The 22,577-nt window shown below is 62.6% G+C and carries 20 protein-coding genes; 10 read left to right on the top strand and 10 right to left on the bottom strand.

The genetic code is table 11. The annotated features are described in order from the left end of the window. The first annotated feature begins 123 nt into the window (after positions 1–123). Positions 124–1,677 (top strand): alkyl hydroperoxide reductase subunit F, encoded by a 1,554-nt coding sequence (ahpF, locus tag AC07W7_RS08730; protein WP_099168389.1) that lies wholly within the window; start codon positions 124–126, stop codon positions 1,675–1,677. Between the two features lie 71 nt (positions 1,678–1,748). On the opposite strand, the gene gloA is transcribed toward ahpF, so the two are convergent. Next, complete coding sequence (gloA, locus tag AC07W7_RS08735) at positions 1,749–2,270, bottom strand: lactoylglutathione lyase (protein ID WP_076960790.1); 522 nt, start codon at positions 2,268–2,270, stop codon at positions 1,749–1,751. A gap of 199 nt (positions 2,271–2,469) precedes the next feature. Between gloA and AC07W7_RS08740 the strand changes: the two genes are divergently transcribed. Beyond that, positions 2,470–3,006 (top strand): DUF4946 domain-containing protein, encoded by a 537-nt coding sequence (locus AC07W7_RS08740; protein WP_495039118.1) that lies wholly within the window; start codon positions 2,470–2,472, stop codon positions 3,004–3,006. A 202-nt stretch (positions 3,007–3,208) separates the two neighbouring features. Here AC07W7_RS08740 and AC07W7_RS08745 read toward each other — a convergent pair whose 3' ends face one another. Together AC07W7_RS08745 and AC07W7_RS08750 are read right to left on the bottom strand one after the other, a co-directional pair. Then, on the bottom strand, positions 3,209–3,574 hold the full coding sequence (locus AC07W7_RS08745) for a histone-like nucleoid-structuring protein, MvaT/MvaU family (protein ID WP_076960791.1): 366 nt from the start codon (positions 3,572–3,574) through the stop codon (positions 3,209–3,211). 198 nt (positions 3,575–3,772) lie between these two features. After that, the gene (locus tag AC07W7_RS08750) at positions 3,773–5,314 is read right to left on the bottom strand and encodes an EAL domain-containing protein (protein WP_495039119.1); all 1,542 of its coding nucleotides are present in this window, start codon (positions 5,312–5,314) and stop codon (positions 3,773–3,775) included. Positions 5,315–5,710: 396 nt separating this feature from the next. Here AC07W7_RS08750 and AC07W7_RS08755 point away from each other — a divergent pair, with 396 nt between their 5' ends. From AC07W7_RS08755 to AC07W7_RS08775, 5 genes are read left to right on the top strand one after another with little or no spacing between them, the layout of a single operon-like run. Then, positions 5,711–6,274 carry a fimbrial protein gene (locus AC07W7_RS08755; RefSeq protein WP_169866657.1) on the top strand — a complete coding sequence of 188 codons (564 nt, stop codon included), beginning with the start codon at positions 5,711–5,713 and terminating at the stop codon, positions 6,272–6,274. 47 nt (positions 6,275–6,321) lie between these two features. Next, positions 6,322–7,086 carry a fimbrial biogenesis chaperone gene (locus tag AC07W7_RS08760; RefSeq protein WP_076960794.1) on the top strand — a complete coding sequence of 255 codons (765 nt, stop codon included), beginning with the start codon at positions 6,322–6,324 and terminating at the stop codon, positions 7,084–7,086. Between the two features lie 30 nt (positions 7,087–7,116). Beyond that, positions 7,117–9,759: a fimbria/pilus outer membrane usher protein gene (locus AC07W7_RS08765; RefSeq protein ID WP_495039120.1), complete on the top strand. Its 2,643-nt coding sequence runs from the start codon at positions 7,117–7,119 to the stop codon at positions 9,757–9,759. Further along, positions 9,756–10,820, top strand: coding sequence for a fimbrial protein (locus AC07W7_RS08770; protein WP_495039121.1), 1,065 nt, complete (start codon positions 9,756–9,758; stop codon positions 10,818–10,820). The genes AC07W7_RS08765 and AC07W7_RS08770 overlap by 4 nt, the downstream gene beginning before the upstream one ends. Continuing rightward, the gene (locus tag AC07W7_RS08775; protein WP_495039122.1) at positions 10,817–11,539 is read left to right on the top strand and encodes a fimbrial biogenesis chaperone; all 723 of its coding nucleotides are present in this window, start codon (positions 10,817–10,819) and stop codon (positions 11,537–11,539) included. Before AC07W7_RS08770 ends, AC07W7_RS08775 begins: the two co-directional genes overlap by 4 nt. Positions 11,540–11,548: 9 nt before the next feature. Here AC07W7_RS08775 and AC07W7_RS08780 read toward each other — a convergent pair whose 3' ends face one another. Next, the gene (locus AC07W7_RS08780; RefSeq protein ID WP_495039123.1) at positions 11,549–12,421 is read right to left on the bottom strand and encodes a LysR family transcriptional regulator; all 873 of its coding nucleotides are present in this window, start codon (positions 12,419–12,421) and stop codon (positions 11,549–11,551) included. Positions 12,422–12,499: 78 nt separating this feature from the next. Here AC07W7_RS08780 and AC07W7_RS08785 point away from each other — a divergent pair, with 78 nt between their 5' ends. Then, a complete protein-coding gene (locus tag AC07W7_RS08785; protein ID WP_076960797.1) occupies positions 12,500–13,429 on the top strand; it encodes a DMT family transporter in 930 nt (309 codons plus the stop codon). 269 nt (positions 13,430–13,698) lie between these two features. Next, positions 13,699–14,775: a 4-hydroxyphenylpyruvate dioxygenase gene (gene hppD, locus AC07W7_RS08790; RefSeq protein WP_076960798.1), complete on the top strand. Its 1,077-nt coding sequence runs from the start codon at positions 13,699–13,701 to the stop codon at positions 14,773–14,775. A 41-nt stretch (positions 14,776–14,816) separates the two neighbouring features. Here hppD and rarD read toward each other — a convergent pair whose 3' ends face one another. After that, a complete protein-coding gene (gene rarD / locus AC07W7_RS08795; protein ID WP_076961130.1) occupies positions 14,817–15,698 on the bottom strand; it encodes an EamA family transporter RarD in 882 nt (293 codons plus the stop codon). A gap of 132 nt (positions 15,699–15,830) precedes the next feature. On the opposite strand from rarD, the gene AC07W7_RS08800 reads away from it, so the two are divergent. Next, positions 15,831–16,307, top strand: a complete 477-nt coding sequence (locus AC07W7_RS08800) for an Lrp/AsnC family transcriptional regulator (protein WP_076960799.1) — start codon at positions 15,831–15,833, stop codon at positions 16,305–16,307. A 33-nt stretch (positions 16,308–16,340) separates the two neighbouring features. Here AC07W7_RS08800 and AC07W7_RS08805 read toward each other — a convergent pair whose 3' ends face one another. The 5 genes from AC07W7_RS08805 to AC07W7_RS08825 all read right to left on the bottom strand — a co-directional run bounded on the left by AC07W7_RS08805 (position 16,341) and on the right by AC07W7_RS08825 (position 22,515). Further along, the gene (locus tag AC07W7_RS08805) at positions 16,341–17,351 is read right to left on the bottom strand and encodes an aldo/keto reductase (protein WP_495039124.1); all 1,011 of its coding nucleotides are present in this window, start codon (positions 17,349–17,351) and stop codon (positions 16,341–16,343) included. Positions 17,352–17,446: 95 nt separating this feature from the next. Next, positions 17,447–19,087, bottom strand: a complete 1,641-nt coding sequence (locus AC07W7_RS08810; RefSeq protein ID WP_495039125.1) for a dipeptide ABC transporter ATP-binding protein — start codon at positions 19,085–19,087, stop codon at positions 17,447–17,449. Beyond that, positions 19,084–19,935: an ABC transporter permease gene (locus tag AC07W7_RS08815; protein ID WP_495039126.1), complete on the bottom strand. Its 852-nt coding sequence runs from the start codon at positions 19,933–19,935 to the stop codon at positions 19,084–19,086. The genes AC07W7_RS08810 and AC07W7_RS08815 overlap by 4 nt, the downstream gene beginning before the upstream one ends. After that, positions 19,932–21,260 (bottom strand): LLM class flavin-dependent oxidoreductase, encoded by a 1,329-nt coding sequence (locus AC07W7_RS08820; protein WP_099168378.1) that lies wholly within the window; start codon positions 21,258–21,260, stop codon positions 19,932–19,934. The genes AC07W7_RS08815 and AC07W7_RS08820 overlap by 4 nt, the downstream gene beginning before the upstream one ends. A 13-nt stretch (positions 21,261–21,273) precedes the next feature. Next, a complete protein-coding gene (locus AC07W7_RS08825; RefSeq protein WP_495039127.1) occupies positions 21,274–22,515 on the bottom strand; it encodes an acyl-CoA dehydrogenase family protein in 1,242 nt (413 codons plus the stop codon). Positions 22,516–22,577: the final 62 nt, after the last annotated feature.

A 22,577-nucleotide genomic window follows, 5' to 3' on the forward strand; every position in this document is an offset into this window, starting at 1 on the left:
TGTGAAGTATCAAGGGCGGATGACCGCACCTTAAGTAAGCCGCACCGCCCTCAAAAACGCCCGGGCGAGATTCGCTCGGGCGTTTTTTTTTACCGAATTGATTTGAAATAGGAAATCGCCCGTATGTTGGACGCCAATCTTAAAGCTCAGTTGAAGTCATACCTGGAACGGGTCACCCAGCCGATCGAGATCGTCGCCTCCCTCGACGACGGTGCGAAATCCCAGGAAATGCTTGGTCTTTTGCAGGACGTAACCAGCCTCTCCACGCTGATTACCCTGAAAACCGATGGCAATGATGGGCGCAAGCCGTCGTTCTCCATCAACCGCCCGGGTGCTGATATCAGCCTGCGTTTTGCCGGCATCCCCATGGGGCATGAATTCACTTCGTTGGTGCTGGCCCTGCTGCAAGTCGGTGGCCACCCGTCGAAGGCCAGTGTCGAAGTGATTGAACAGATCCGTAGCCTTAAAGGTGAGTTCAGCTTCGAGACTTACTTCTCGCTGTCCTGCCAGAACTGCCCGGACGTGGTCCAGGCACTGAACCTGATGGCCGTGCTCAACCCGAACATCCGCCACGTTGCTATCGATGGTGCACTGTTCCAGGCTGAAGTCGATGAGCGCCAGGTCATGGCGGTGCCCAGCGTCTACCTCAACGGCGTGAACTTCGGCCAGGGCCGCATGGGCCTGGAAGAGATCCTTGCCAAGCTCGATACCAGCGGTATCGAAAAAGCCGCCGAGAAAATCAGCGCCAAGGACGCCTTCGATGTACTGGTTGTCGGGGGTGGCCCGGCCGGTTCGGCGGCTGCGATCTATGCCGCGCGCAAAGGTATCCGCACCGGTGTGGCCGCCGAGCGTTTTGGTGGGCAAGTGCTGGACACCATGTCCATCGAGAACTTTATCTCGGTACAGGAAACCGAAGGCCCGAAACTGGCCGGCGCCCTGGAAGCCCACGTGCGTCAGTACGACGTGGACATCATGAACCTGCAGCGCGCCAGCAGCCTGGTCCCGGCGAAAAATCCCGGCGAGCTGCACGAAATTCGCTTTGAAAGCGGTGCGACCCTCAAGTCCAAGACCGTGATCCTGGCCACTGGTGCGCGCTGGCGCGAAATGGGGGTGCCGGGCGAGCAGGAATACAAGGCCAAGGGCGTATGCTTCTGCCCGCACTGCGATGGCCCGCTGTTCAAGGGCAAGCGCGTGGCGGTGATCGGCGGCGGTAACTCCGGCGTTGAAGCGGCCATCGACCTGGCCGGTATTGTCAGCCACGTGACCTTGCTGGAGTTCGACAGCAAGTTGCGCGCCGACGCGGTGTTGCAGCGCAAGCTCTACAGCCTGCCGAACGTTGACGTGATTACCAGTGCGTTGACCAGTGAAGTGAAAGGCGATGGCCAGAAAGTCACCGGCCTGGCCTATAAGGACCGCGATACCGGCGAGTTCAAGACCATCGACCTGGAAGGTATCTTTGTGCAGATCGGTTTGCTGCCCAACACCGATTGGCTCAAAGGCACCGTGGAGCTGTCGCCCCGTGGCGAGATCATTGTCGATGCCCGTGGCGAGACATCACTGCCCGGCGTGTTTGCCGCCGGTGACGTAACCACGGTGCCGTACAAGCAGATTGTGATTGCGGTGGGCGAGGGCGCCAAGGCTTCCCTGAGTGCTTTTGATCACCTGATCCGGGCGTAAGGCCCGATGCTGATCATTCCCACGCTCTGCGTGGGAATGCCTCCCATGACGCTGCGCGTCACCCGGGCCGCTTACAGCGGCGCTGGCTGGATGATCTCGACCCAGTACGCATCCGGGTCCTTGATAAACGCCAGGCTTTTCATGCGCCCATCCGTCAGGCGCTTCTGGAAATCACAGCCCAACGCTTCAAACCGCTCGCAGGCCGCGACGATATCCGGCACCGAAATGCAGATATGGCCAAAACCGCGCGGGTCGGTGTTGCCATTGTGGTAGGCGAAGTCGGCATCGTTTTCGCTGCCGTGGTTATGGGTCAGTTCCAGGATGCCGGGGATCGACTTCATCCATTGGGTGCGTTCGGCGGCATCGGCCGGAATTTGCGCCTTGTCGACCAGAGCGAGGAAGTACAGGCTGAATTCGGCTTCCGGGAAGTCGCGTTTCTCAACCAGGGAAAACCCCAGGACACGGGTGTAGAAGTCCAGGGACTTGGTGATGTCCTTGACCCGCAGCATGGTGTGGTTGAACACGAAGTTCGCCGTGGCGGTGTCGGGTTGGGCGGTGACGCCCGGGAAGTTGTTCAATTCGTGCAGGCTCATGGGCCCTCCAGAAAAAATGGGGCAGGCGCCGCTCGTGACTTGAGCGGTCCCTTTGGCTTGCGGCTGGCAGGTATCCGTACAGCCGGGCCATGATACGCAAGCCGCGCAGGCCGCGCCAAATGAAAAACTCACACGGGCCTTGCGAGCATCCTGTGCCCAGGCTCAAACTTTGCGGCTTGAACTTCGAGTGTTTTTCGCAATGAGCCGATCGAACAAAGCGTTGTTGAGCACCTTGTGCCTGATCTTGGGCAGCACTGCTGTTTGGGCGGCAGATCCCGAAATTCATTGGCCCAGCGGCTGGCAGGTGGAGGAAGTGGTGCCGGATGCCGATGCACCGGCCACGCCGTCGCCGGTCTCTCGCCAGCGTGCGATAAAGAACGATGAAAACGGCGAGACGCTAATGGTCATGGAGCTGACGGGAACACCGATCGAACCTGGGCATGTGGTCAATCTGCAAGGTGTGCTGCTGGAGATGCGCAAGTCCATCCAGAAGGACTTTGCCCGCAGTGGTTATCAAAGTGTCTGCAACAAGATGCACTCGACCACCTTAAGTCGTCTTGAGGCGCTGGAAACTACCTGTGTCGTTACCGAGAACGGCCGGCATGTGCTTTCGCAAACACTGGTGGGTGCTGTTGATGTGAATAAGGCCTATGTTTTTTCATACGCCGGACAAGCTGATGCTTATGAGTCGAGCAAGGAAGAAGTCCGCTCGGTACGCGCAAGCTTGAAACTTTGATGAGCAAAGGCTAGATGCCTGGCTTGGCTGCGTGATGAACAGTGCACAACTATAAGGCATTGGCACTCAGTGCCCGGTGGTCAAATGTGTGCCCGGTGGAATGTATTGCAAAGTTCACTTTCGCGAGCGCCGGGGTTTCAAACCCAGGCACCAAAACAAAAAAAGCCCCGCGTCTGCGGGGTTTTTTATTAGTGCGCTGGTATTAGCCGCGAAGCCAGGAATCTACAGTGGCTGCGCCATACTGTTCTTTCCAGGCCTTCAAGCCGCGGTGGTTACCGCCCTTGGTTTCAATCAGTTCACCGGTGTGCGGGTTGTGATACACCTTGACTACGCGGGCACGCCGGGTTTTGGGGGCGGGCGCTACCTGGATCCCCGACTTGCCTGGGTTTGGATCAAGGATGGAAATGATGTCGCGCAGGCTCTTACCGTAGGTTTTCATCAGGCCTTGAAGTTTTTCTTCAAATTCGATTTCTTTCTTCAGGCCAGCGTCGTTCTTCAGGGATTCCAGCTGGGCGAGCTGCTCTTGAAGGGCTTTTTCTGCTGCACGAAATTCGGCGAGTCTGGACAAAATATTTACTCCAATAGTGTATTTGGCTGATACCAACTGCAAACAAAGCTATAAGCCAAGAGCCTCAGCGTGACTCGGTAAAAGTGGCTCTCCTGCCGATTCAGCGCAGGCAGGAAAAATTGTAGTAGTTAATGAGCCACGAGTAAATCATGTCTTTTGTATAAATAACAATATTTCATTGTGGCGCTAGATGGCCATTCAATGGCTGTGAAAAGATTTAATGAACGCGTCAAAAGGCTGCGGGCGACCAAACAGGTAGCCCTGCAAAAAGTCCACGCCTTGCGCCGCCAGATAATCGCGCTGTTCTTGTGTTTCCACGCCCTCTGCGACGATGCCCAAGTCAAGCTTGGCCGACAGTTCAATGATGCTGTCGAGTATATGCCGCGATAATGCATCGACCCCGATCATCGCGACAAAGCTTTGATCAATCTTCAAGTAGTCAACGTTGAAGTTGCGCAAATAAGCCAGGCTGGAGTGGCCGGTGCCGAAGTCATCAATGGCAATCAGCACCCCCAGTTCGTGCAGGGCCTGAAAGAGCTGGCGGGCCACGTCGGTGGGTTCGATCAATTCGCGCTCGGTCAGCTCCAGGGTCAACAGGACCTGGCCCGGGGTGAAGGCGGCAAGGAATTCGCGGCAGTCTTGGACCAGCGCCAAGTCCTGGCAATGCCTGGCCGTGATGTTGATGCCCACGTGAAAGTTGCCGCCAAGGCGCCCGGCATGGGGGGCCAGTTGGGTGGCCGTCTGGCGCATCAAGGCCCGGGTCATTGGCACGATCAGGCCGCAGTGCTCGGCCAGGGGGATAAACAGATCCGGGCGTACCAGGCCCTCCTTCGGGTGGTTCCAGCGCATCAACACTTCACAGCCGGCCCATTGCAGGCTGTCGCCGCGTACCACCGGTTGGTAGTACGGCACAAACTCGTGGGCATCCAGCGCCCGTTGCAGTTCATGGGTGGGCGCCGACGAGCGCTTTTGCAACCAGTGCGTCAACACCCCTGCCAATACGCCGAAAAACACCACCAGGCTGAACAGCGCCGGGTAGCGCGCTTCCATATAGCGCCAGACTTCACCCTCGGGCATGCCGGCTTCCACGCTGTAGGCATAGCGCTGGGAGGCGAGGTGTTGGTGGGCTACGGCAAACACCGGGGTGGCAGTCTGTTGGACCTTCCCATCGCTGCCCAGCCAGTTGGGGCCGACCTGCAACACCAGGTCGGCGTAACGGCTGATCAGGCGCAGGGCGTTGGTCAGGTGGTAGCCGTCAATCGAAGCAAACGCGGCCTTGTCACCCTCAACGAGGCGATACACCAGCAGGGCGGTATCGGGGGTGACGGGGTTGCCATTCATCAACCACAGGCGACCGTTGACGTAGTCGTCAGGGTTGACCGGTGACACGTAGGTGCTGCCGAACAACGAGCTGCAATAAATGGTTTTTTTCCACGACAAGGTGGTCGCGCGGACAAAGGGCCGGCGGGTGACCTGCTCGCGCAGCGCCAGTTGCGCGGTGCTGTCGCAGTCCTTGCCCGCCAGGGGGAGCAGCGCCTGGGCGGCGAGGGCGGTGTTGTCGAGCATCAGGTCAAACTGGCGCACGGCCTCGATGGCCGTCTGCGCGGTGCTTTGTTCCAGGGTCCGTTCGGCCTGCAGGTGGAGGATGAGCACCCCGAGCAAAATCGGCAACAGCCCGCACAATGCGGTGATCAAGTTGCGGGCGACGCGTTTTCGCGGGCCTTTGAGGGTCAGTGGCATGTGCGCAGCCTGTAGCGGAATAAGGGAGGCGCCTGGCAACGATTACAGGCGATGCGTCGGATATCAGCATGATAGTTGGCCTATGGGAAATAAGCCTGTTTCGGTGGGCTGACCTAGCCACTTAGCTAGTTGTGGATGTTTTTTAACCTTGCCAAACTTTGCAACATATTTTGACGATTAAAAGCCGCCTGGTCCATTGCGTTATTGTCTGGATTGATGGCGGCCCTAATAAGAGTATCAGCGGTCCTGTGCCCGGAACCGTTCGCCGCCTCGGGAAGAGGCGACGATTCAAGACCTGAAAACTTTTTGTGTCAGCAAGCCCGAATCCTGCGGGTGGGCTTGTTCCTGCCTGTCATTTGGATGGGCATCTACTTAACGCTTAGGAAAACTTGTGTCATGAAAAGCAATTTATTGATGAGTGTCCTGCTGCTTGCTAGCGGTTTTATCGCCCCCCTGGCTATTGCGGCAGATGGCACCATCACCCTGACCGGTGAAATCACCGGCACTACCTGCACGATCAGCGGTGGAACCGGCGGTGTCGCAGGTTCCGGTGCGAACTTCCCGGTGGTCCTGGACAAGGTGCAAGCCAGCGCCCTGGCGAGCGACGGTGCAACCGCCAGCTCGAAACCTTTCTTCATCTATGTGGGCGGTGGTGCCAGTTGCGCGGATGCGACCAAGGTCGCGGTGTTGTATGAAAGCACCAGCCCAGCCATCAACCCCGCGACGGGCAATTTGCGGAACACGGCGCCAAAAACTGCCGCCGCCAAAGTGGAAGTGCAGATTATCGACGGCGCCACCCTCAAGCCGCTGGACTTGCGCACGGGGCATGCGTCGACCACGGCCACCGTCACCGCAGGCCTGGCGACATTGCCCTTTGCCGCACGGTATGTAGCCACGGGCGGCGCGGCGGGGGTCGGGCTGGTCAGTACGGCGGTGCAGTACTCAGTGGTTTTCCCCTGAGCGCGTACCACACCCACGTTCAGTCCTGACCCGTGAGGGTGCCGACCATGCCTAGTTTGCCGCTGCGTCTTCAGGTTGCGCTCTGCCTGTGCCTGGCCGTCGGGCAGGTGCAGGCGGGGGTGGTCATCAGCGGCACACGCCAGGTCTACCCGCAGCCGCGCCGGGAAATCACCGTGCAGGTCACCAACGATGACCGGCAAGCCGCACGCCTGGTCCAGGTCTGGATGGATGATGGTGATACCCGGCTGGCAGCCGAACACAGCGATGTGCCGTTCAGTATCAGCCCGCCGGTGTTCCGCCTGGATCCGGGCAAGAGCCAGGCCATACGCCTGGCCTACACCCAGCAGCCGCTGCCCGCCGACAAGGAGTCGCTGTTTTGGCTGAATGTGCTGGAGGTGCCGCCCGAAGGCCAGAAGCCAGGCGTGACCACCGCCGAAGACAGCCAGAACCGCTTGCGTTTTGCCTTTCGCATTCGCACCAAGGTGTTTTTCCGGCCCCATGGCTTGGCGGGCAATCCCCAGGACGCGCCGGGTCAACTGACCTGGACCTTGCGTACCGGCAAACAGGCGGTGCTGCGGGTATTCAATCCGTCGCCTTTCCATGTGACGTTTCATGAAGTGGCATTGGCCATGGGGCCCCAGGCGGAAGCCGCACGGATCCTGACCGACCAGCAAGGCATGGTTGCACCCTACGCCAGCCTGGATCTGGCCTTGCCGCCATTGATGCAGACGGTGCCTGAGGATGCCCAGGTGCAGTTCCAGTACATCGACGATTTCGGTGGTTTCTCGGCACCCCAACGGGCACCTCTCTAGCGATACGAAACCTGACTTATGTTTTTTTACATGCAAATCTGGATGCGCAGGTATTTCCCCCTGCCAGCCCTGTACCTTCCCGGCCTTGTGGCTGCCAGCCAGATCGTTACGGCGTTTTTTTGCCCCGAGGCGTTGGCGTCGTCGGTGACCTTCGACCTGGAAGCCTTTTCCAGTGGCCTTGCACCGGGTGTCGATATTTCCCGGTTCAACCGCCACGACAGCTTGGCTCCCGGCAAGTATCGCGTCGATGTGTTGGTCAATGGCCAGCCGGCCGGGCGCCATGCCCTGGATTTCATCGGGCTGCCCGGCCAGGACGCTGTAGTCCCTTGCCTGGACTGGCCGCTACTGGCCCGCCTGGGCGTGGCCCAGGACAAGGTCGACGGCGACCGGCCGGCTGGCCTGCCCGTGGCCCCCGGCCCAATGTGCGGGGACTTGGCGCAATGGATCCCCATGGCCTCCAGCACCGTTGATCCCGGTGCCCTGCAATTGGCCCTCAGCGTGCCACAGGTGTACCTGACGCCGGCGGCCCGTGATGGCGTCGATCCGTCCCAGTGGGATGAGGGGATCGATGCCGGTTTGCTCAGCTACAACTTCAGCGCCTCGACCATGACAGCAGGCAGCGGTGCAGACCGTGGGTACCTGGGGCTTAACAGTGGCATCAACCTGGGCAGTTGGCGCCTGCGTCACCAAGGCGCGCAGTCCTGGGATTCCAGGCGCGGTGCCGAGCGCTATCAGAATACCGCGACCTACGTGCAGCGCAGCCTGGGTGCCTGGCATTCGCGCCTGACTCTGGGCGACAGCTTCAGCAGTGGCCAGATCCTGGAAAGCGCTCGCATGCGGGGGATCAGCCTGGGCACCGATGAGCAAATGCTTGCGCCATCGCAACAAGGCTATGCCCCGGTGGTGCGGGGCATCGCCGACAGCAATGCCACGGTCACGGTCAGCCAGGACGGCTATACGATCTACGAGACTACAGTGGCGCCCGGGCCCTTTGTCATCACTGACTTGTACCCCACAGGTGGCGGCGACCTGAGGGTCACGGTGCGGGAGGTCGATGGCCGCCAATACAGCTACAGCGTGCCTTTCTCGGTGGCGCCGCAGCTGCTGCGCCATGGCGCGAGCCGCTACAGCCTGGCGCTTGGCGAGGTCCGTCAACAGGGCGTGGAGGGCCAGGCGCCCCTGGCGTTCCAGGGCACCCTGCAGCAGGGTGTGCTGGACGATCTGACGCTGTATGGCGGCGCCAGTGTTTCCCAGGGCTACGCCCAGGGCAAAACCGGGTTGGCCCTGAATACAGGCGTGGGCGCATTTTCCCTGGACACTACGACTTCGCGCACGCAGGTGCCAGGGAGTGGAGAGCTGTCGGGGCAGAATATAGGGGTGGGCTACAACAAACACCTGGCGCAATCGGGGACTCACCTGGTCTTGGGTGCTTATCGTTTTTCCACGCAGGGCTACCTGAACCTGACGGATGCCATCAACGTGCGCCAGTTGGGCCGCCAAGGCCAGAACGCGAGCATTTACGCCCGGCAAAAGCAGCGTGTCGACCTCACCGTCAGCCAGCAACTGGGGCAGGGCACGCTGGGGTTCTATGTCAGCTCTACCCAATATTGGGGGCCGCGCCTGGGCCAGGAAACCGCCTTTAATCTGAGTTACGGCGCCACCTGGCGCACACTCAACTGGAACCTCAGCGCACAACGCTCCCGGGTCAAAACCGCTCACACGGCCAGCCAGCAGGAGGACAGCGAATCGCTATTCTTTGCCCGTTCGCACAACGCCGGCCAAGTCGATAACCGCCTGATGGTCACATTGTCCATGCCCGTGGGCAGTAGCGCACGCGCCCCCAGCCTGAGCAGCAGCCTCAGTCGCAGTACCGGTGACAGCCGCGGCAGCCAGCAGCAAGTCGGTATCAGCGGCATGCTCGATGACGACGCGACGCTCAACTACGGCCTCACCGGCAGCCGCGCTGCAACCCCAGGGGCCGCCCAGGGCAGTTTCAACGGGTATGCCGGGTACAACGCCAGCACGGCGGCCCTGCGGCTAGGCTATGGCCAGAGCCAGGACAGCAGCCAATGGTCGTTCAGCGCCGACGGTGGGATGGTGCTCCACGAAGAGGGCCTGACGTTCTCTCACTACCTTGGCGAAGCCGCCGCCCTGGTACATGTCCCCCATGCGCAGGGCGCGCGCTTGAGCAATGGCAACCACCTGCGGGTGGATCGCCAGGGCTATGCCGTGGTGCCTTCGCTCAGGGCATTCCAGCCCAATACCGTGGGGGTCGATCCTGCGGGCAGCGCTTATGACGTAGAGCTGCAGGAGACGACGCAACGTATTGTGCCCACCTCCGGGGCGTTGGCGCGCCTGCGGTTCGCCACGGTGGCCGGCCGTGCGGTGGTGGTCAAGGCCCTGCGGGAAAACGGCCAGCCGCTGCCATTCGCCGCCCAGGTGTTCGATGAGCAGGGTGGCGAAGTCGGGGTCATTGGCCAGGCCAGTAAAGCGTTTGTCAGGGGTATCGCCGAGCGCGGTACGCTCACCGTCAAATGGAGCGAGACGGCCGCCGACCGTTGTTATATCCACTACCGCTTGCCGCCCCAGGCGGCCCGACGCCAGACCCGGGCCGATCTGTTGCAGGGCCAATGCGTGGGCATGGCACCCGGTCGGGAGGTCACGGCGCGATGAACCCGACAACCCGGCCTGGCCGCGTACCCAAGCGCTGTGCGCTGCTGGCAACGTTGATGATCGTCGGCGTGGTGTCGGCATGCGACGTACAAGCCAATGCCCGGTGTAGCCCGGCACCTCCCGTGGTGCTTTCCATTGAGCCCATCAGTGTGCCGGCCAACCCGCAGATGGGGCAGGTGTTGGGCAACCCCCAGGGGTATGTGCTCGACTCCCCCAACGCCCTGAGTTGCTCCTACGGGGTTGGCGTTCTTTCTGATCATTGGTCGTACATGAGCGTGCCCAATAACATGGGTTTTACCGGCAAGTACTTTGGCCATTCCGGGTTATCGCTGCCGATTTTTGCCACGGGCACGCCAGGCGTGGGATTTGGCGTGATGGCACAGGACCGTGACGGTGGGGAGTGGAAGTTTATCAACCAAGGCATCTCGAACCTGCGCGGGCCGATGCGCCCTGGCCTTGCCACCTGGGGCGTACGCGTGCGCGTGGTGTTCTTCGTGACCGGCGCGGTCCAGGGTGGGCCGATATTCTCGCGGCCGTTCGCGCAGTTCAGGGTTCACCCCGATTTCAATGCGGCGCATTTATTTACCTTCGGCACGATCGCTGTCGGGCCACCCCTGAAACCCACCTGCTCGGTCGCCACGCCCTCGGTCCCGATCAATCTGGGCCCTGTGGCCGTGACCGAGTTCAGGGGGGGAGTGGGCAGTATCGCCGGCAGCGCCACCCGCGATATTCAACTGCAGTGCGCGGGCGGGACAGGGGGCCAGCAGGATGTGCTGGTGACAGTGACCGACCAGACCCAGCCGGCCAACCGCAGTGACCGTCTGACCCTGACTGGGGATTCCACCGCCTCCGGCATCGCCTTGCAACTGCTCCACGGCAGCACCGTAGTGAGCTATGGCGCGGACGCCAACGCCATCGGCAACCCCAACCAGTGGCAGGCCGGCAGCACGAGCAATGGCAGTTTCCTGATTCCGCTGACGGCCCGTTACATCCAGACCGAACCCGCCGTACGCCCTGGCACGGCCAATGGCCTGGCTACCTTTACCTTGAGCTACCGATGAGCAGCGCCTGGATGCGTCTGGCGCTGGCAATACTGGGTATAGGCCTGGCGTGGAGCGCACGGGGTGAAATCGTGATTGACCGGACCCGTATCATTTACCCGGCTACCTCGGAGCAGGTCACGGTCAACCTGACGAATGAGGCGGACAGCCCGCGCCTGGTGCAGGTGTGGATTGATGCGGGCGACCCCCGGGCCCGTCCTGAAGACAGTGATGTACCGTTCACGGTGACCCCGCCGATCCTGCGCATGGACGCCGGCCAAGGCCAGGCGCTGCGAGTGGCCTACCATGGGGCGGCGGCGCAGTCGGATGTGGAGCAGGTGTATTGGCTCAACGTGCTGGGTATCCGGCCCGCAGCGGACACGAGCCATGCGTTGCAGCTCGCCTTCCGCAGCCGGATCAAACTGTTCCTGCGTCCGCCGCTGTCGCCAGGGCGGGCGGAGGCCGCCGCCCAGGGCCTGCAGTGGCGTGTGCTCAAGGGCGTCACCCTGCAGGTGCAAAACCCCAGTGCCTATCATGTGAGCCTGGCCAGCGTTGTACTGGGGATCGAAGGGCGTCAGTACCGCAATGATGACCCGCCCATGCTGGCTCCCCGATCCAGCGCTATCGTGACCCTGCATGGGGCGCCGGGCAGTGGGGCGGGCGAGGCGCGGGTGCACTTCACCACCCTGGACGATCACGGCCACGCCCGCAACCATGAAGCGCCGCTCAGCCCCCTGTAGGCGTTGGTTTTATAAAGGGGAGAGTTGCTGCGCCATCTGGATAAACGCCAGGGTCGCCGGCGAGGACTGGCGACGGTCCAGCACCGCCAAGCCGATCTGCCGTGGCACGTTGGGCGATAATGGCCGTTGCACGTAGCGCAGCTGGCTGTCCTGCGGCAGCGAAGCCTGGGCCACCACACTCACGCCTGCGCCCCGGCTGACGGTGTCCAGGGTGCTGAGCAGTTGCGAGCAGCGGTAACGCACGTTGGGCTTGAGCCGGGCGCTGTGGAATAACCGTTCCACCAACTCCGAAGAGCCCGCCTCGGTCAGGATAAACGGGTCGTGGCACAGCTCCTTGAGTGTCACGCTGGCCTGGTGGGCGAGGGCATGGCCCAGGGGCAGCAGGGCGACCATCTGGTCCTCGAACAGCGCAACTGTGTCGAAGCGCTCCTGTTCCAACACCACAAAGCCCACGTCAATGCGCCGCTCGTCGAGCCATTGCAGCACCTGGCGATCAGGGCCCTCGTCCACATGCACTTCGATTCCCGGATGGGCCTGGCAAAAGGGGTCGAGGATCCTGGGCAACAGGCGAATGGATGCGGTTGGCCCGAAGGAGCCGATGCGCAAGGTCCCGCTTTTCATGCCCCGGGCATCGGCCGCTTCCTGTTGCAAGGTGTTGGCCAGCCCGAGCATCGCCCGCGCGCGCAGCAGCAGTTGCTGGCCGATATCACTGAGTTCGACCGGTGACTGCTGGCGGCGGAACAGTTCCACCCCCAGTTCCTGCTCCAGCGACTTGATGGCGTGGGACACCGCTGACTGGCTGATGCCCAGGCGCTGGGCAGCGCTGGTGAACCCGTGCAGTTGCGCCACCAGCGAGAAGATTTCCAATTGGGTGAGGGTCATGAGGTTTTACTCATTTTACGATGACTGGGCATTAGGAAAAGAATACGCCAAACCGCCTCTTCAATACTCAGGATCCTTATGCCCAGCTCAACCCTTGTACTTGCCGGCGACCGCCTGACCTACGCCAAGCTGGCGGCCGTGACCATGCTCTGGGGCGGTACTTTTGTTGCCGGCCGATTCCTCGCGGCGGACCTGGATCCGTTGCTGACGGCGAGCCTGCGCTTTGTCCTGGCCAGCCTGGCATTGCTGCTGTTCATGGCCTTTGCGCGTATCCCCCTGGCCTGTCCCGCACCTGCGCAGATGGCGCGGTTGCTGCTGCTGGGGTTTTTCGGGATCTTTTTCTACAACCTGTGTTTCTTCTATGGCCTGCACTTTATCAACGCTTCACGCGCCTCGCTGATCGTGGCCCTCAACCCGGCGGTGATCGGCCTGGCGTCATGTTGGCTGTACAAGGAGCGGCTGGGGCGCAGCAAGCTGCTGGGGATCGTCCTGTGCCTGGCTGGCGCTGCGGGCGTGATTGTCAGCCGCGACCCGTGGCTGTTGCAGGGCAGGGCGGATGCATGGGTCGGCGACCTGTTGATTTTCGGCTGTGTGCTGAGCTGGGGCGTGTATTCCCTGGGTTCCCGTGAGTTGAACCACAGCCTTGGCCCCTTGCAGACGGTGACCTGGTCGGTGCTGCTGGGCACCTTGATGCTGTGCCTCGCCACCGTGGTGACGGGCAGGCTGACGGTGCAGGCGCTGGGGGCCATCCACTGGCCCCATCTGCTGGGCCTGCTTTACCTCGGGGTACTGGGCTCGGCCCTGGCCTACATCGGTTATTACGACGGCATCCGGCGTATCGGGGCGACCCGGGCCGGGGTGTTTATTGCCCTCAACCCACTGACGGCGGTGGTCTGTGGCGCGTTGCTGCTGGGCGAGCAACTCAACACGCCGATGTTCGGCGGCGCGGTGCTGATCCTGCTGGGCATCTACCTGTGCAACAAACCCCTTGCGCCCGCCCGGGCATAGGGATTTGATAAGGAATACGGACAAAGTGGTTTACGCTGTGTAGAATCAATTTACGCATACAAGAATAAGCGCCTGTTTCCATGCAGGCCTCGTCCGCCAGAGACGCCCGTAAGAGACCGATCCAACCATGAAGCTACTCGGGTTCCAACTCATCTACGGTGACTTCCTCGCCCGCAGCGTGCGGGGCATTTCCTGTGCGCCACCGGCCTACCTCATCCTTGCTGGCAATTAATTTACTTAATTCTAAAAAGATGATGAGGCGCCAAATCATGGCAGATCTATACGAAAACCCAATGGGCCTGATGGGCTTTGAATTTATCGAATTCGCATCGCCGACCCCGGGCACCCTGGAGCCGATCTTCGAGATCATGGGCTTCACCAAGGTTGCGAGCCACCGCTCGAAAAACGTGCACCTGTACCGCCAGGGCGCGATCAACCTGATCCTCAACAACGAACCCCACAGCATCGCTTCGTACTTTGCCGCCGAGCACGGTCCGTCGGTGTGTGGCATGGCGTTCCGCGTCAAGGATTCGCAACAGGCCTACACCCGTGCCCTGGAACTCGGCGCCCAGCCGATCCATATCGAAACCGGCCCGATGGAACTGAACCTGCCGGCCATCAAGGGCATCGGCGGCTCGCCGCTGTACCTGATCGACCGTTTCGGCGAAGGCAACTCGATCTACGATATCGACTTCGTGTTTATCGAAGGCGTGGACCGCAACCCGGTGGGCGCCGGCCTGAAGGTCATCGACCACCTGACCCACAACGTCTACCGCGGGCGCATGGCCTATTGGGCCAACTTCTACGAGAAGCTGTTCAACTTCCGTGAAGCGCGTTACTTCGACATCAAGGGCGAATACACCGGCCTGACCTCCAAGGCCATGAGCGCCCCCGATGGGATGATCCGCATCCCGTTGAACGAAGAGTCGTCCAAGGGCGCGGGCCAGATCGAAGAGTTCCTGATGCAGTTCAACGGCGAAGGCATCCAGCACGTGGCCTTCCTCACCGACGACCTGATCAAGACCTGGGATGCGTTGAAGAAGATCGGCATGCGCTTTATGACGGCGCCGCCCGACACCTACTACGAAATGCTCGAAGGCCGCCTGCCAAACCACGGTGAACCGGTGGAGCAGTTGCAGACGCGGGGTATTTTGCTGGACGGTTCGTCCGTGGCCGGCGACAAGCGCCTGCTGCTGCAGATCTTCTCGGAAACCCTGATGGGCCCGGTGTTCTTCGAGTTTATCCAGCGCAAGGGGGATGACGGCTTCGGCGAAGGCAACTTCAAGGCCCTGTTCGAGTCCATCGAGCGTGACCAGGTCCGTCGTGGTGTGTTGACCACCGACTGATCCCGCACCCTACAGGAGCCGGCTGGCCGGCTCCTGTACCCTCAAGCCCGGCGTTGACGCACCAGGTGCTTGAACCCCTCGAACACCAGCACCATCACGGCCAGCCAGATCGGGATGTAGGTCAGCCACTCACCCGGCCCGATGCTTTCTCCCAGCAGCAAGGCCACCCCCAGCAACAGCACCGGCTCCACATAGCTGAGCAGGCCGAACAGGCTGAACGCCAACAGCCGGCTGGCGATGATGTAGCACACCAGCGCCGAAGCACTGATCAGCCCGAGCATCGGGATCAAACCATATAACCCTTTGTGTGCATCCAGCACGGCGAAGCCCTGTTCGCCACTTTGCACAAACCACAGGGCCACCGGCAGCATCAGCGCCATGTCCAGCCATAGGCCGCCCAGGTGATCGGTCGCCAGGCGTTTGCGCAGCACGAAGTAGATCGGGTAGCCGATGATCACCAGCAGCGTCGCCCAGGAAAAACCGCCCACCTGGTACAGCTCGTTGAGCACGCCAATCGCCGCAAACACCACCGCGATCAGTTGCAGCCGCGAGAGCCTTTCGCCATACACCAGGCGCCCGGTGAGGACCATGGTCAGCGGCAGCAGGAAGTAGCCCAGGGACACATCCAGGCTGCGGCCATTGAGCGGCGCCCACATAAACAGCCACAATTGCACCCCCAGCAGCACCGACGACAGCACAATCCCACCGATCAGCCGGGGCTTGCCCGCGAGCAATTGCAACAATTCCCACACTTGGCGCCACTCACCACTGACCACCATGAACACCGTCATGCACGGCACGGTCAGCAACATGCGCCAACCAAAAATCTCCAGGCCGCTCAAGGGTGCAAGCAGTGATGTGAAGTAATACATCACGGCAAACAACACCGAGGCCGCTACCGATAAAACAACACCTTTAGACACACAGTCCTCGCCAAACCGATTCAAACAAAAGAGGGGGCATTTCAGGTGGGAATATATTGCTTTTGAGGTGAGACGTTTGCTCTGTTTTACGGCATCTTATGGGAAATTTTCTCACGCCCAAGGTTCTCCAGCATGCCCGCCAGCCCCCAGCCGCCCCTGGATGATTTCGACCGCGCGATTCTCAAGCACCTACAGCGTGACAACACCACCGCACTGCGGGTGATTGGCGAACAGGTCAACCTGTCGACCGCCGCCGTACAGCGGCGCATCAAGCGCATGCAGCAGGGCGGGGCGATCAGCGCGAATACGGCGGTGGTCAATCAGGAGGCGGTGGGCAAACCGATCACCATCCTGGTGGAGGTGCACGCCGAACGCACCCATATCGAAGACCTCGACGTGCTCAAGGCGCAGATGTCGATCCCTGAAGTGCAGCAGTGCTACTACGTCACCGGCGATGCGGATTTCATGCTGGTGATCGTGGTGGAAACCATGAAGGCCTACGAAACCCTGGCCCGCACGCTGTTCTACGAGAACCGCAATATCAAGTGGTTTCGCAGCATTGTGGTGATGGACCGGGTCAAGGTCAGCCTGGATGTGCCGCTGGGTTGATGTGGGAGCAGGCAAGCCAGCTCCCACGGGGGCTCAGGCGCGGTGAATGCGCCCGGAGACAAAGTGCCCCACATCATTGAACCCCGCTGTCGACGCATGCCCCGGTGTCACCAGTGAGTCAATAAACGCCTCATCCTCAGCACTGATCTTCACACCGAGCGCGCCGGTATAGGCGTCCCACTGCGCTTCGGTGCGCGGCCCGACAATCGCCGAGCTGACCGCCTGGTTGTTCAAAACCCAGGCAATCGCAAACTCCACAATCCCCACGCCACGCCCCTGAGTGTACTGCTGGATCTGCTGGGCAATGCGCAGCGACTCCACGCGCCATTCGGTTTCCAGGATGCGTTTGTCCTGGCGTGCGGCGCGGCTGCCGGCTTCGGGGGTGATGTCCGGCGCGTACTTGCCACTGAGCACGCCACGGGCCAGCGGGCTGTAGGGCACCACGCCCAGGCCATAGGCGGCTGCGGCGGTGATCTGTTCCACCTCGGCCTGACGGTTGACGATGTTGTACAGCGGCTGGCTGATGATTGGCCGGTCGACCCCCAGGCGTTCGGCCACGCGCACCACTTCGGCGATGCGCCAGCCCCGGTAGTTGGACAGCCCCCAGTAACGGACCTTGCCCTGGCGGATCAGGTCGCCGATCGCCGAAACCGTGACCTCCAGTGGGGTGTCGTGGTCTTCGCGGTGCAGGTAGTAGATGTCCAGGTAGTCGGTGTCGAGCCGGGTGAGGCTGGCTTCCAGCGCGTTGAACAGGCGCTTGCGGTTCAGGCCGCTGCGGTTGGGCAGGCCGTCCGGCGGGCCGAAGCCGACTTTGGAGGCCACGACCCAGTCGGCGCGATGGCGGCTGATGGCTTCGCCGACAATCTCTTCCGAGCGCCCGCCGGTGTAGACATCGGCGGTGTCGATAAAGTTGATGCCCTGGTCCCAGGCCTTGTCGATGATGCGCAGCGAGTCTTCGGTGTGGGTCTGTTCGCCAAACATCATGGTGCCCAGGGTCAGTGCGCTGACCTTGAGCCCGGACTGGCCCAGTGTGCGGTAAATCATGGTGAACTCCTCAAAAGCGCGGACAGTTGCTATGCAATACCAGAGCGTAAGGCGCTAGAACAGCTCTGGCACGGACAAAAAGCGCATGACCATCCTTATATGGCAATGGCGTAAGTAATGAAGTGGTGTGCGGGCGCCGGGGCCGGGCGGTCGATCTGCGGGATAGCATCGAGCAGGGCGCGGGTGTAGGCATGCTGGGGATGGTCAAACACCTCGCGCACAGGGCCGCTTTCCACCACTTCGCCGTCCTTCATCACCAGCACCCGCTCGCTGACCTGGTTGATCACCCCCAAATCGTGGGAAATGAACAGGCAGGCCAGTTTCAGGCGTGACTTGAGGTCGGCCAGCAGCGCGAGGATCTGCGCCTGTACCGACACATCCAGGGCCGACACCGGCTCGTCGCACACCAGCACCTGGGGGTTGGGCGCCAGGGCGCGGGCAATGGCGATGCGTTGGCGCTGGCCGCCGGAAAGTTCCAGGGGGCGGCGGTTGAGCACGCTGGCATCCAGGTGCACCAACTCCAGCAACTCCAGGGTGCGCGCCGGCCATTCCCGGCGCGGCAGGCCGGCGACGTGCAGCGCCTCGTCAAGCACGCGGGCCACGGTGTAGCGTGGGTCGAACGAACTTTGCGGGTCCTGGAACACCACCTGGATGCGCTGGCGCAGTTGGCGGCGTTGTGGCGCACTCAGCGCGCTCCAGGGCCGGCCGTTGAGCCACACATCGCCGGCGTCCGGGCGCTCCAGGCCCAGCAGCATGCGGGTAAGGGTGGTCTTGCCGCTGCCGGACTCGCCGACAATCCCCAGGGTTTCCCCGGCCCGCAGGCTGAAGCTGGCGTTGTGCACCGCGACATGGGGCTGGCCGTCGGGGCCGATAAAGGTTTTTTGCAGGTTGCGCGCCTCGATCAGCGGCAGGTCGAAGCGCTCGATACTCGCCACCTTCGGCGCGGCCCGGGCCGGGCGCTGGAAATGCACGGCGCGCCCGGCCCGCAGCAGCGCTTGGGTGTAAGGGTGTTGTGGGTCATGCAGGATCGCCTCCACCGGACCCTGCTCGACAATCACCCCGTGATGCATCACCGCCACCCGGTCGGCCAGGCGCGACACCACCGCCAGGTCATGGCTGACCACCAGCATCGCCATGGCCTGGGAGCGCAGGGACTCCAGCAGGGCCAGGACCTGGGCCTGCACCGTGGCGTCCAGCGCCGTGGTCGGCTCATCGGCAATCAACAGGCGCGGGCCGGCGGCAATCGCCGAGGCAATCAGTGCGCGCTGGCGCAGGCCGCCCGACAGTTGATGGGGGTACTGCAAGGCGCGCAACTCAGGCTGCGGCACGCCGACCGCGCGTAGTAACTCGATCACCCGCGCCTGGCGCCCATGGCGGTCCAGCGCCGTGTGCAGGCGCAACGGTTCGGCAATTTCCTGGCCTACCGGGCGCAGCGGGTCGAGGGAACCAAGGGCGTCCTGCATCACACAGCCGATCTGCGCACCGCGCAGGGTCTGCCAGGCGCGGTCGTCCAGTTGGCGCAGGTCGGTGCCGGCAAACGCCAGGCGCTCGGCCTGCACCCGCGAGCCGGCGCCGCTCAGGCCGCTGAGGGTGCGTGAGGTGACGGTCTTGCCCGAGCCGGACTCGCCCACCAGCGCCAGGCATTCACCGGCGGCCAGGCTGAACGAGATGCCCTTGATAATCGCTGTGTGGCCAAACTGCACCCGCAGGTCTTGCACCTCCACTAACGGACTCATCGGGATTTACCCTCGCTGCGCGCCAGCCAGTCCCGGCCAAGGGCGGTGATCGACACCACCGTCAGGATGATCGCCACACTCGGCCAGGCCACCAGCCACCAGGCATTGGCCAGGTAGTTGCGGCCCATGGCGAGCATCGAACCCCATTCCGGCGCGGGCGGTGAGGCGCCAAAGCCGAGAAAGCTCAACGCCGCGCCGGTGATGATGTTATGGCCGATACCGATGGTGGCGAGGATCAAGATCGGCTTGACCGCATTGGGCAGCACATGCCGCAGCACCACGGCGGCGCGATGCCGACCGAGGGTGGTGGCGGCTTCGACGTAGGGGGCATCGCGCACCACCAGGGTCTGCGCGCGCACCATCCGTGCAAAACGCGGGATGCTTGCCACGCCCACCGCGATCAGGGTGATCCACAGGCCCTGGCCCCAGAACGTGATGATCACCAGGGCCAGCAGCAAGTCGGGAAAGGCCAGCAGCACATCGATCAAGCGCATGATCGCGCCATCCACCAGGCGCGGCCCCAGCCCGGCCGCCAGGCCGAGGAGGATTCCGGCGCCCAGGCCGATGGCCGTGGACACCAGGCCCATCAACAGTGAAGGCCGCACCCCGTGGATCAAGCGGGCAAGTACATCGCGGCCGTTTTCATCGGTGCCCAGCCAATGGCTGCTGCCGGGCGGCAGGTAGGCGTTGCGGGCGGCGGCGGCCAGTGGGTCGGTACTGGTCAGCCAGTGCGGCACGAGCGCCGCGATCAGCAAGCCGAGCACGAACAGCCAGGCCAGTGACAGGCCGGGGCGAAAGGTGTTCGGCAAGGCAAGGGTAAAGTGCCAGGGAGCTGCATAGGTGCTCATGCCCGGCTCCTCGCATACTGACTCTGCGGGTACGGCAACCCCAGGTGCTCACGCAACGTGCTGCCACTGTACTCATGGCGGAACACCCCGCGCTTGCGCAGCAGCGGCACCACCTCATCGACAAACACCTCGACCCCTGAAGGAAACATGTCCGGCATGATGTTGAAGCCATCGGCGGCGCCTGCAAGAAACCAGTGTTCCAGGCTGTCCGCCACCTGTTCCGGGGTGCCCACCAGCAGGCGATGGCCGACCAGGATGCGCCGCGACAGTTCGCGCACGGTCAGGCCTTCGCGGCGGGCCAGGTTGAGTTGGGCTTCGAGAAACCCCTGGGAGCCTTTCTCATAGGTGCCGATCTCACCGATCCGCGCCCACGGCAGTGGCGCATCCAGCGCCAGTTCCTCGGCCGGAATGCCGATCCGCGTGGCCACTTGTTGAATCAGGCCCTGTTCGCCGTGGTAGGCATTGAGTTGATCAAAGCGCGCCTGGGCCTCGGCCTCGCTGCTGCCGATCACCGTGGACAGGCCCGGCATGATTTTCAGGTGCTCGGGGTTGCGTCCCCATTGCTGGGCGCGTTGTTTCATGTCGCGATAGAAGTGCTGGCCATCTTCCAGGCTGGTCTGGGTGGTGAAAATTGCATCGGCATAGCGCGAACCCAGGGCCTTGCCGCCCTCCGACGAGCCCGCCTGCACCAGCACCGGCCGGCCCTGGGGCGAGCGCGGCAGGTTCAGCGGGCCCTTGATGGAAAAGTGCTGGCCGACAAAGTCCTGGGGGTGGATCTTGCCGGGGTGGGCATAGCGCCCGTTGACGGCATCGCCGATGACGGCGTCGTCCTCCCAGCTGTCCCAGAGCTTGCACGCGATGTCGATAAACTCTTCGGCGCGGGCATAGCGCTGTTCGTGCTGCAACTGGTTGGCCAGGCCGAAATTCTGCGCGGCGGCGTCGGTGGCGTTGGTCACCACATTCCAGGCGGCGCGGCCGCCGCTGATATGGTCCAGGGAGGCAAAGCGCCGCGCCAGGTTGTAGGGGTCGTTATAGGTGCTGGAGGCGGTGGCGATCACCCCGATGCGCTGTGTGGCCAGGGCCACGGCGGTCAGCAGGATAGTCGGCTCCAGGCGGCCCAGCGGTTGCGTGGCCACATCGCCCACCAGGGCCGGGCCGTCGGCGAGGAAGATCGCATCCAGGCAGCCCCGTTCGCAGATGCGCGCGATAGTGCGGTAGTACTCCACATCCAGGTAGGCATTGGCCGGTACTTCGCCGACCCGCCAGGCCGCCGCGTGGGCGCCGAAACCGAGGATGTTCATGCCAATGCTCATATGCTTTTTCATGCAGGTTCCTGAGTTAGACGGCGCTGGCTTCGTCACGAGCGCTGGCCTGTTCGGGGTGGTCGGCCACCGCCTGTGCCTGGGCGGCGCGCCAGGCAGCAGCGGGGCTGATATCGTTGAGGTAGAAATCGCCCAGGGCCCGTTCGCGATAGATCGCCGGGTTGTGCGAGGCCAGGGTGCGGGCATTGCGCCAATGCCGGTCGAGGCGCCGCACCTGGCTGGTGGCCGAGGCACCGCCGACCTCGAACAGCAGGCTGGTGGCTTCCAGCACCAGGGGCAGGATCACTTGCTGGGCCTGGTAGGTGCGCACATCCGCGTTGACATAGTGTGCCTCGCTAATGGAGCCGTCGAGCACGGCCTCATGGGTGGTTTGTAACACCTGCGCGGTACTCTGCACCAGACTGTCGGCGGCATAGGACAGGCTCGACAGCTTGCCGATCACCCGTTGCACCAACGGATCCAGGCGCGGGCTGGATTGCCCGGGAATGCCGAAGGCGCGGGTGCGGCCCTGGACAAATTCGACGGCATCGCGCAACGCGGCGCGGGCGATCCCGGCCAGGGTCGCCAGGTGGAACAACTGGTAGAACGCCGAGATATACGACTCGGCCCGCAGTTCGTCGGGCTTGAAGCGGCGCAGTAGCTGATGTTCGAGCACCGTCACCTGGTCGAAGCGTGTAGTACCGCTGCCACTTAGGCGCTGGCCAAAACCGTCCCAGTCATCCACGCGGGTCACGCCGGGTGCATCGGTGGGCACCACCACGCTGATAAAGTCGGCCCCGTCGGCGGCGGCCACGGCGATCCAGTCGGCATACAAGGTGCCGGTGCAGTAATACTTCTGGCCGTCCAGTTGCCAGCCTTCGGCGGTGGGTTTGAGGGTTACCGAGTTGCTGGTGGTGTCACTGCGCTCGGCCATGGCCGCGCCCCACAATTGCCCGGCGACCACCTTGGGCAACCAGTATGCCTGGGAGTCGCGATCCAGGCTGACCAGCCGGCCTTCGACAAAGCCGAAATGCGCGCGCACGATCTGGGGCAGGTTCGAGTCGGCGCTGCCCAGCTCAATCAGCAAGGCGAACAGCTCCGGCAGGCTGGCGCCGAGGCCGCCCTGGCTGCGCGGTACGCGCAGGGCGCCGAAACCTGCGGTTTTCAGCCAATCGACGGCGTCGAAGGCCAGGGTACGCTCCTGCTCACGTTGCACCGCGCCTTGGGCAATGCGCTGGAAAATCGGGGCGAAGCGTGTGTGCAGATGGGAGTGGCTCATGTTCGGTTCCTGATCTGAAATAAGTGATTCAAAGCTGTCGATGATCCCCTGTGGGAGCGGGC

It is taken from the genome of Pseudomonas sp. GW821-FHT01D09 (assembly GCF_059422465.1).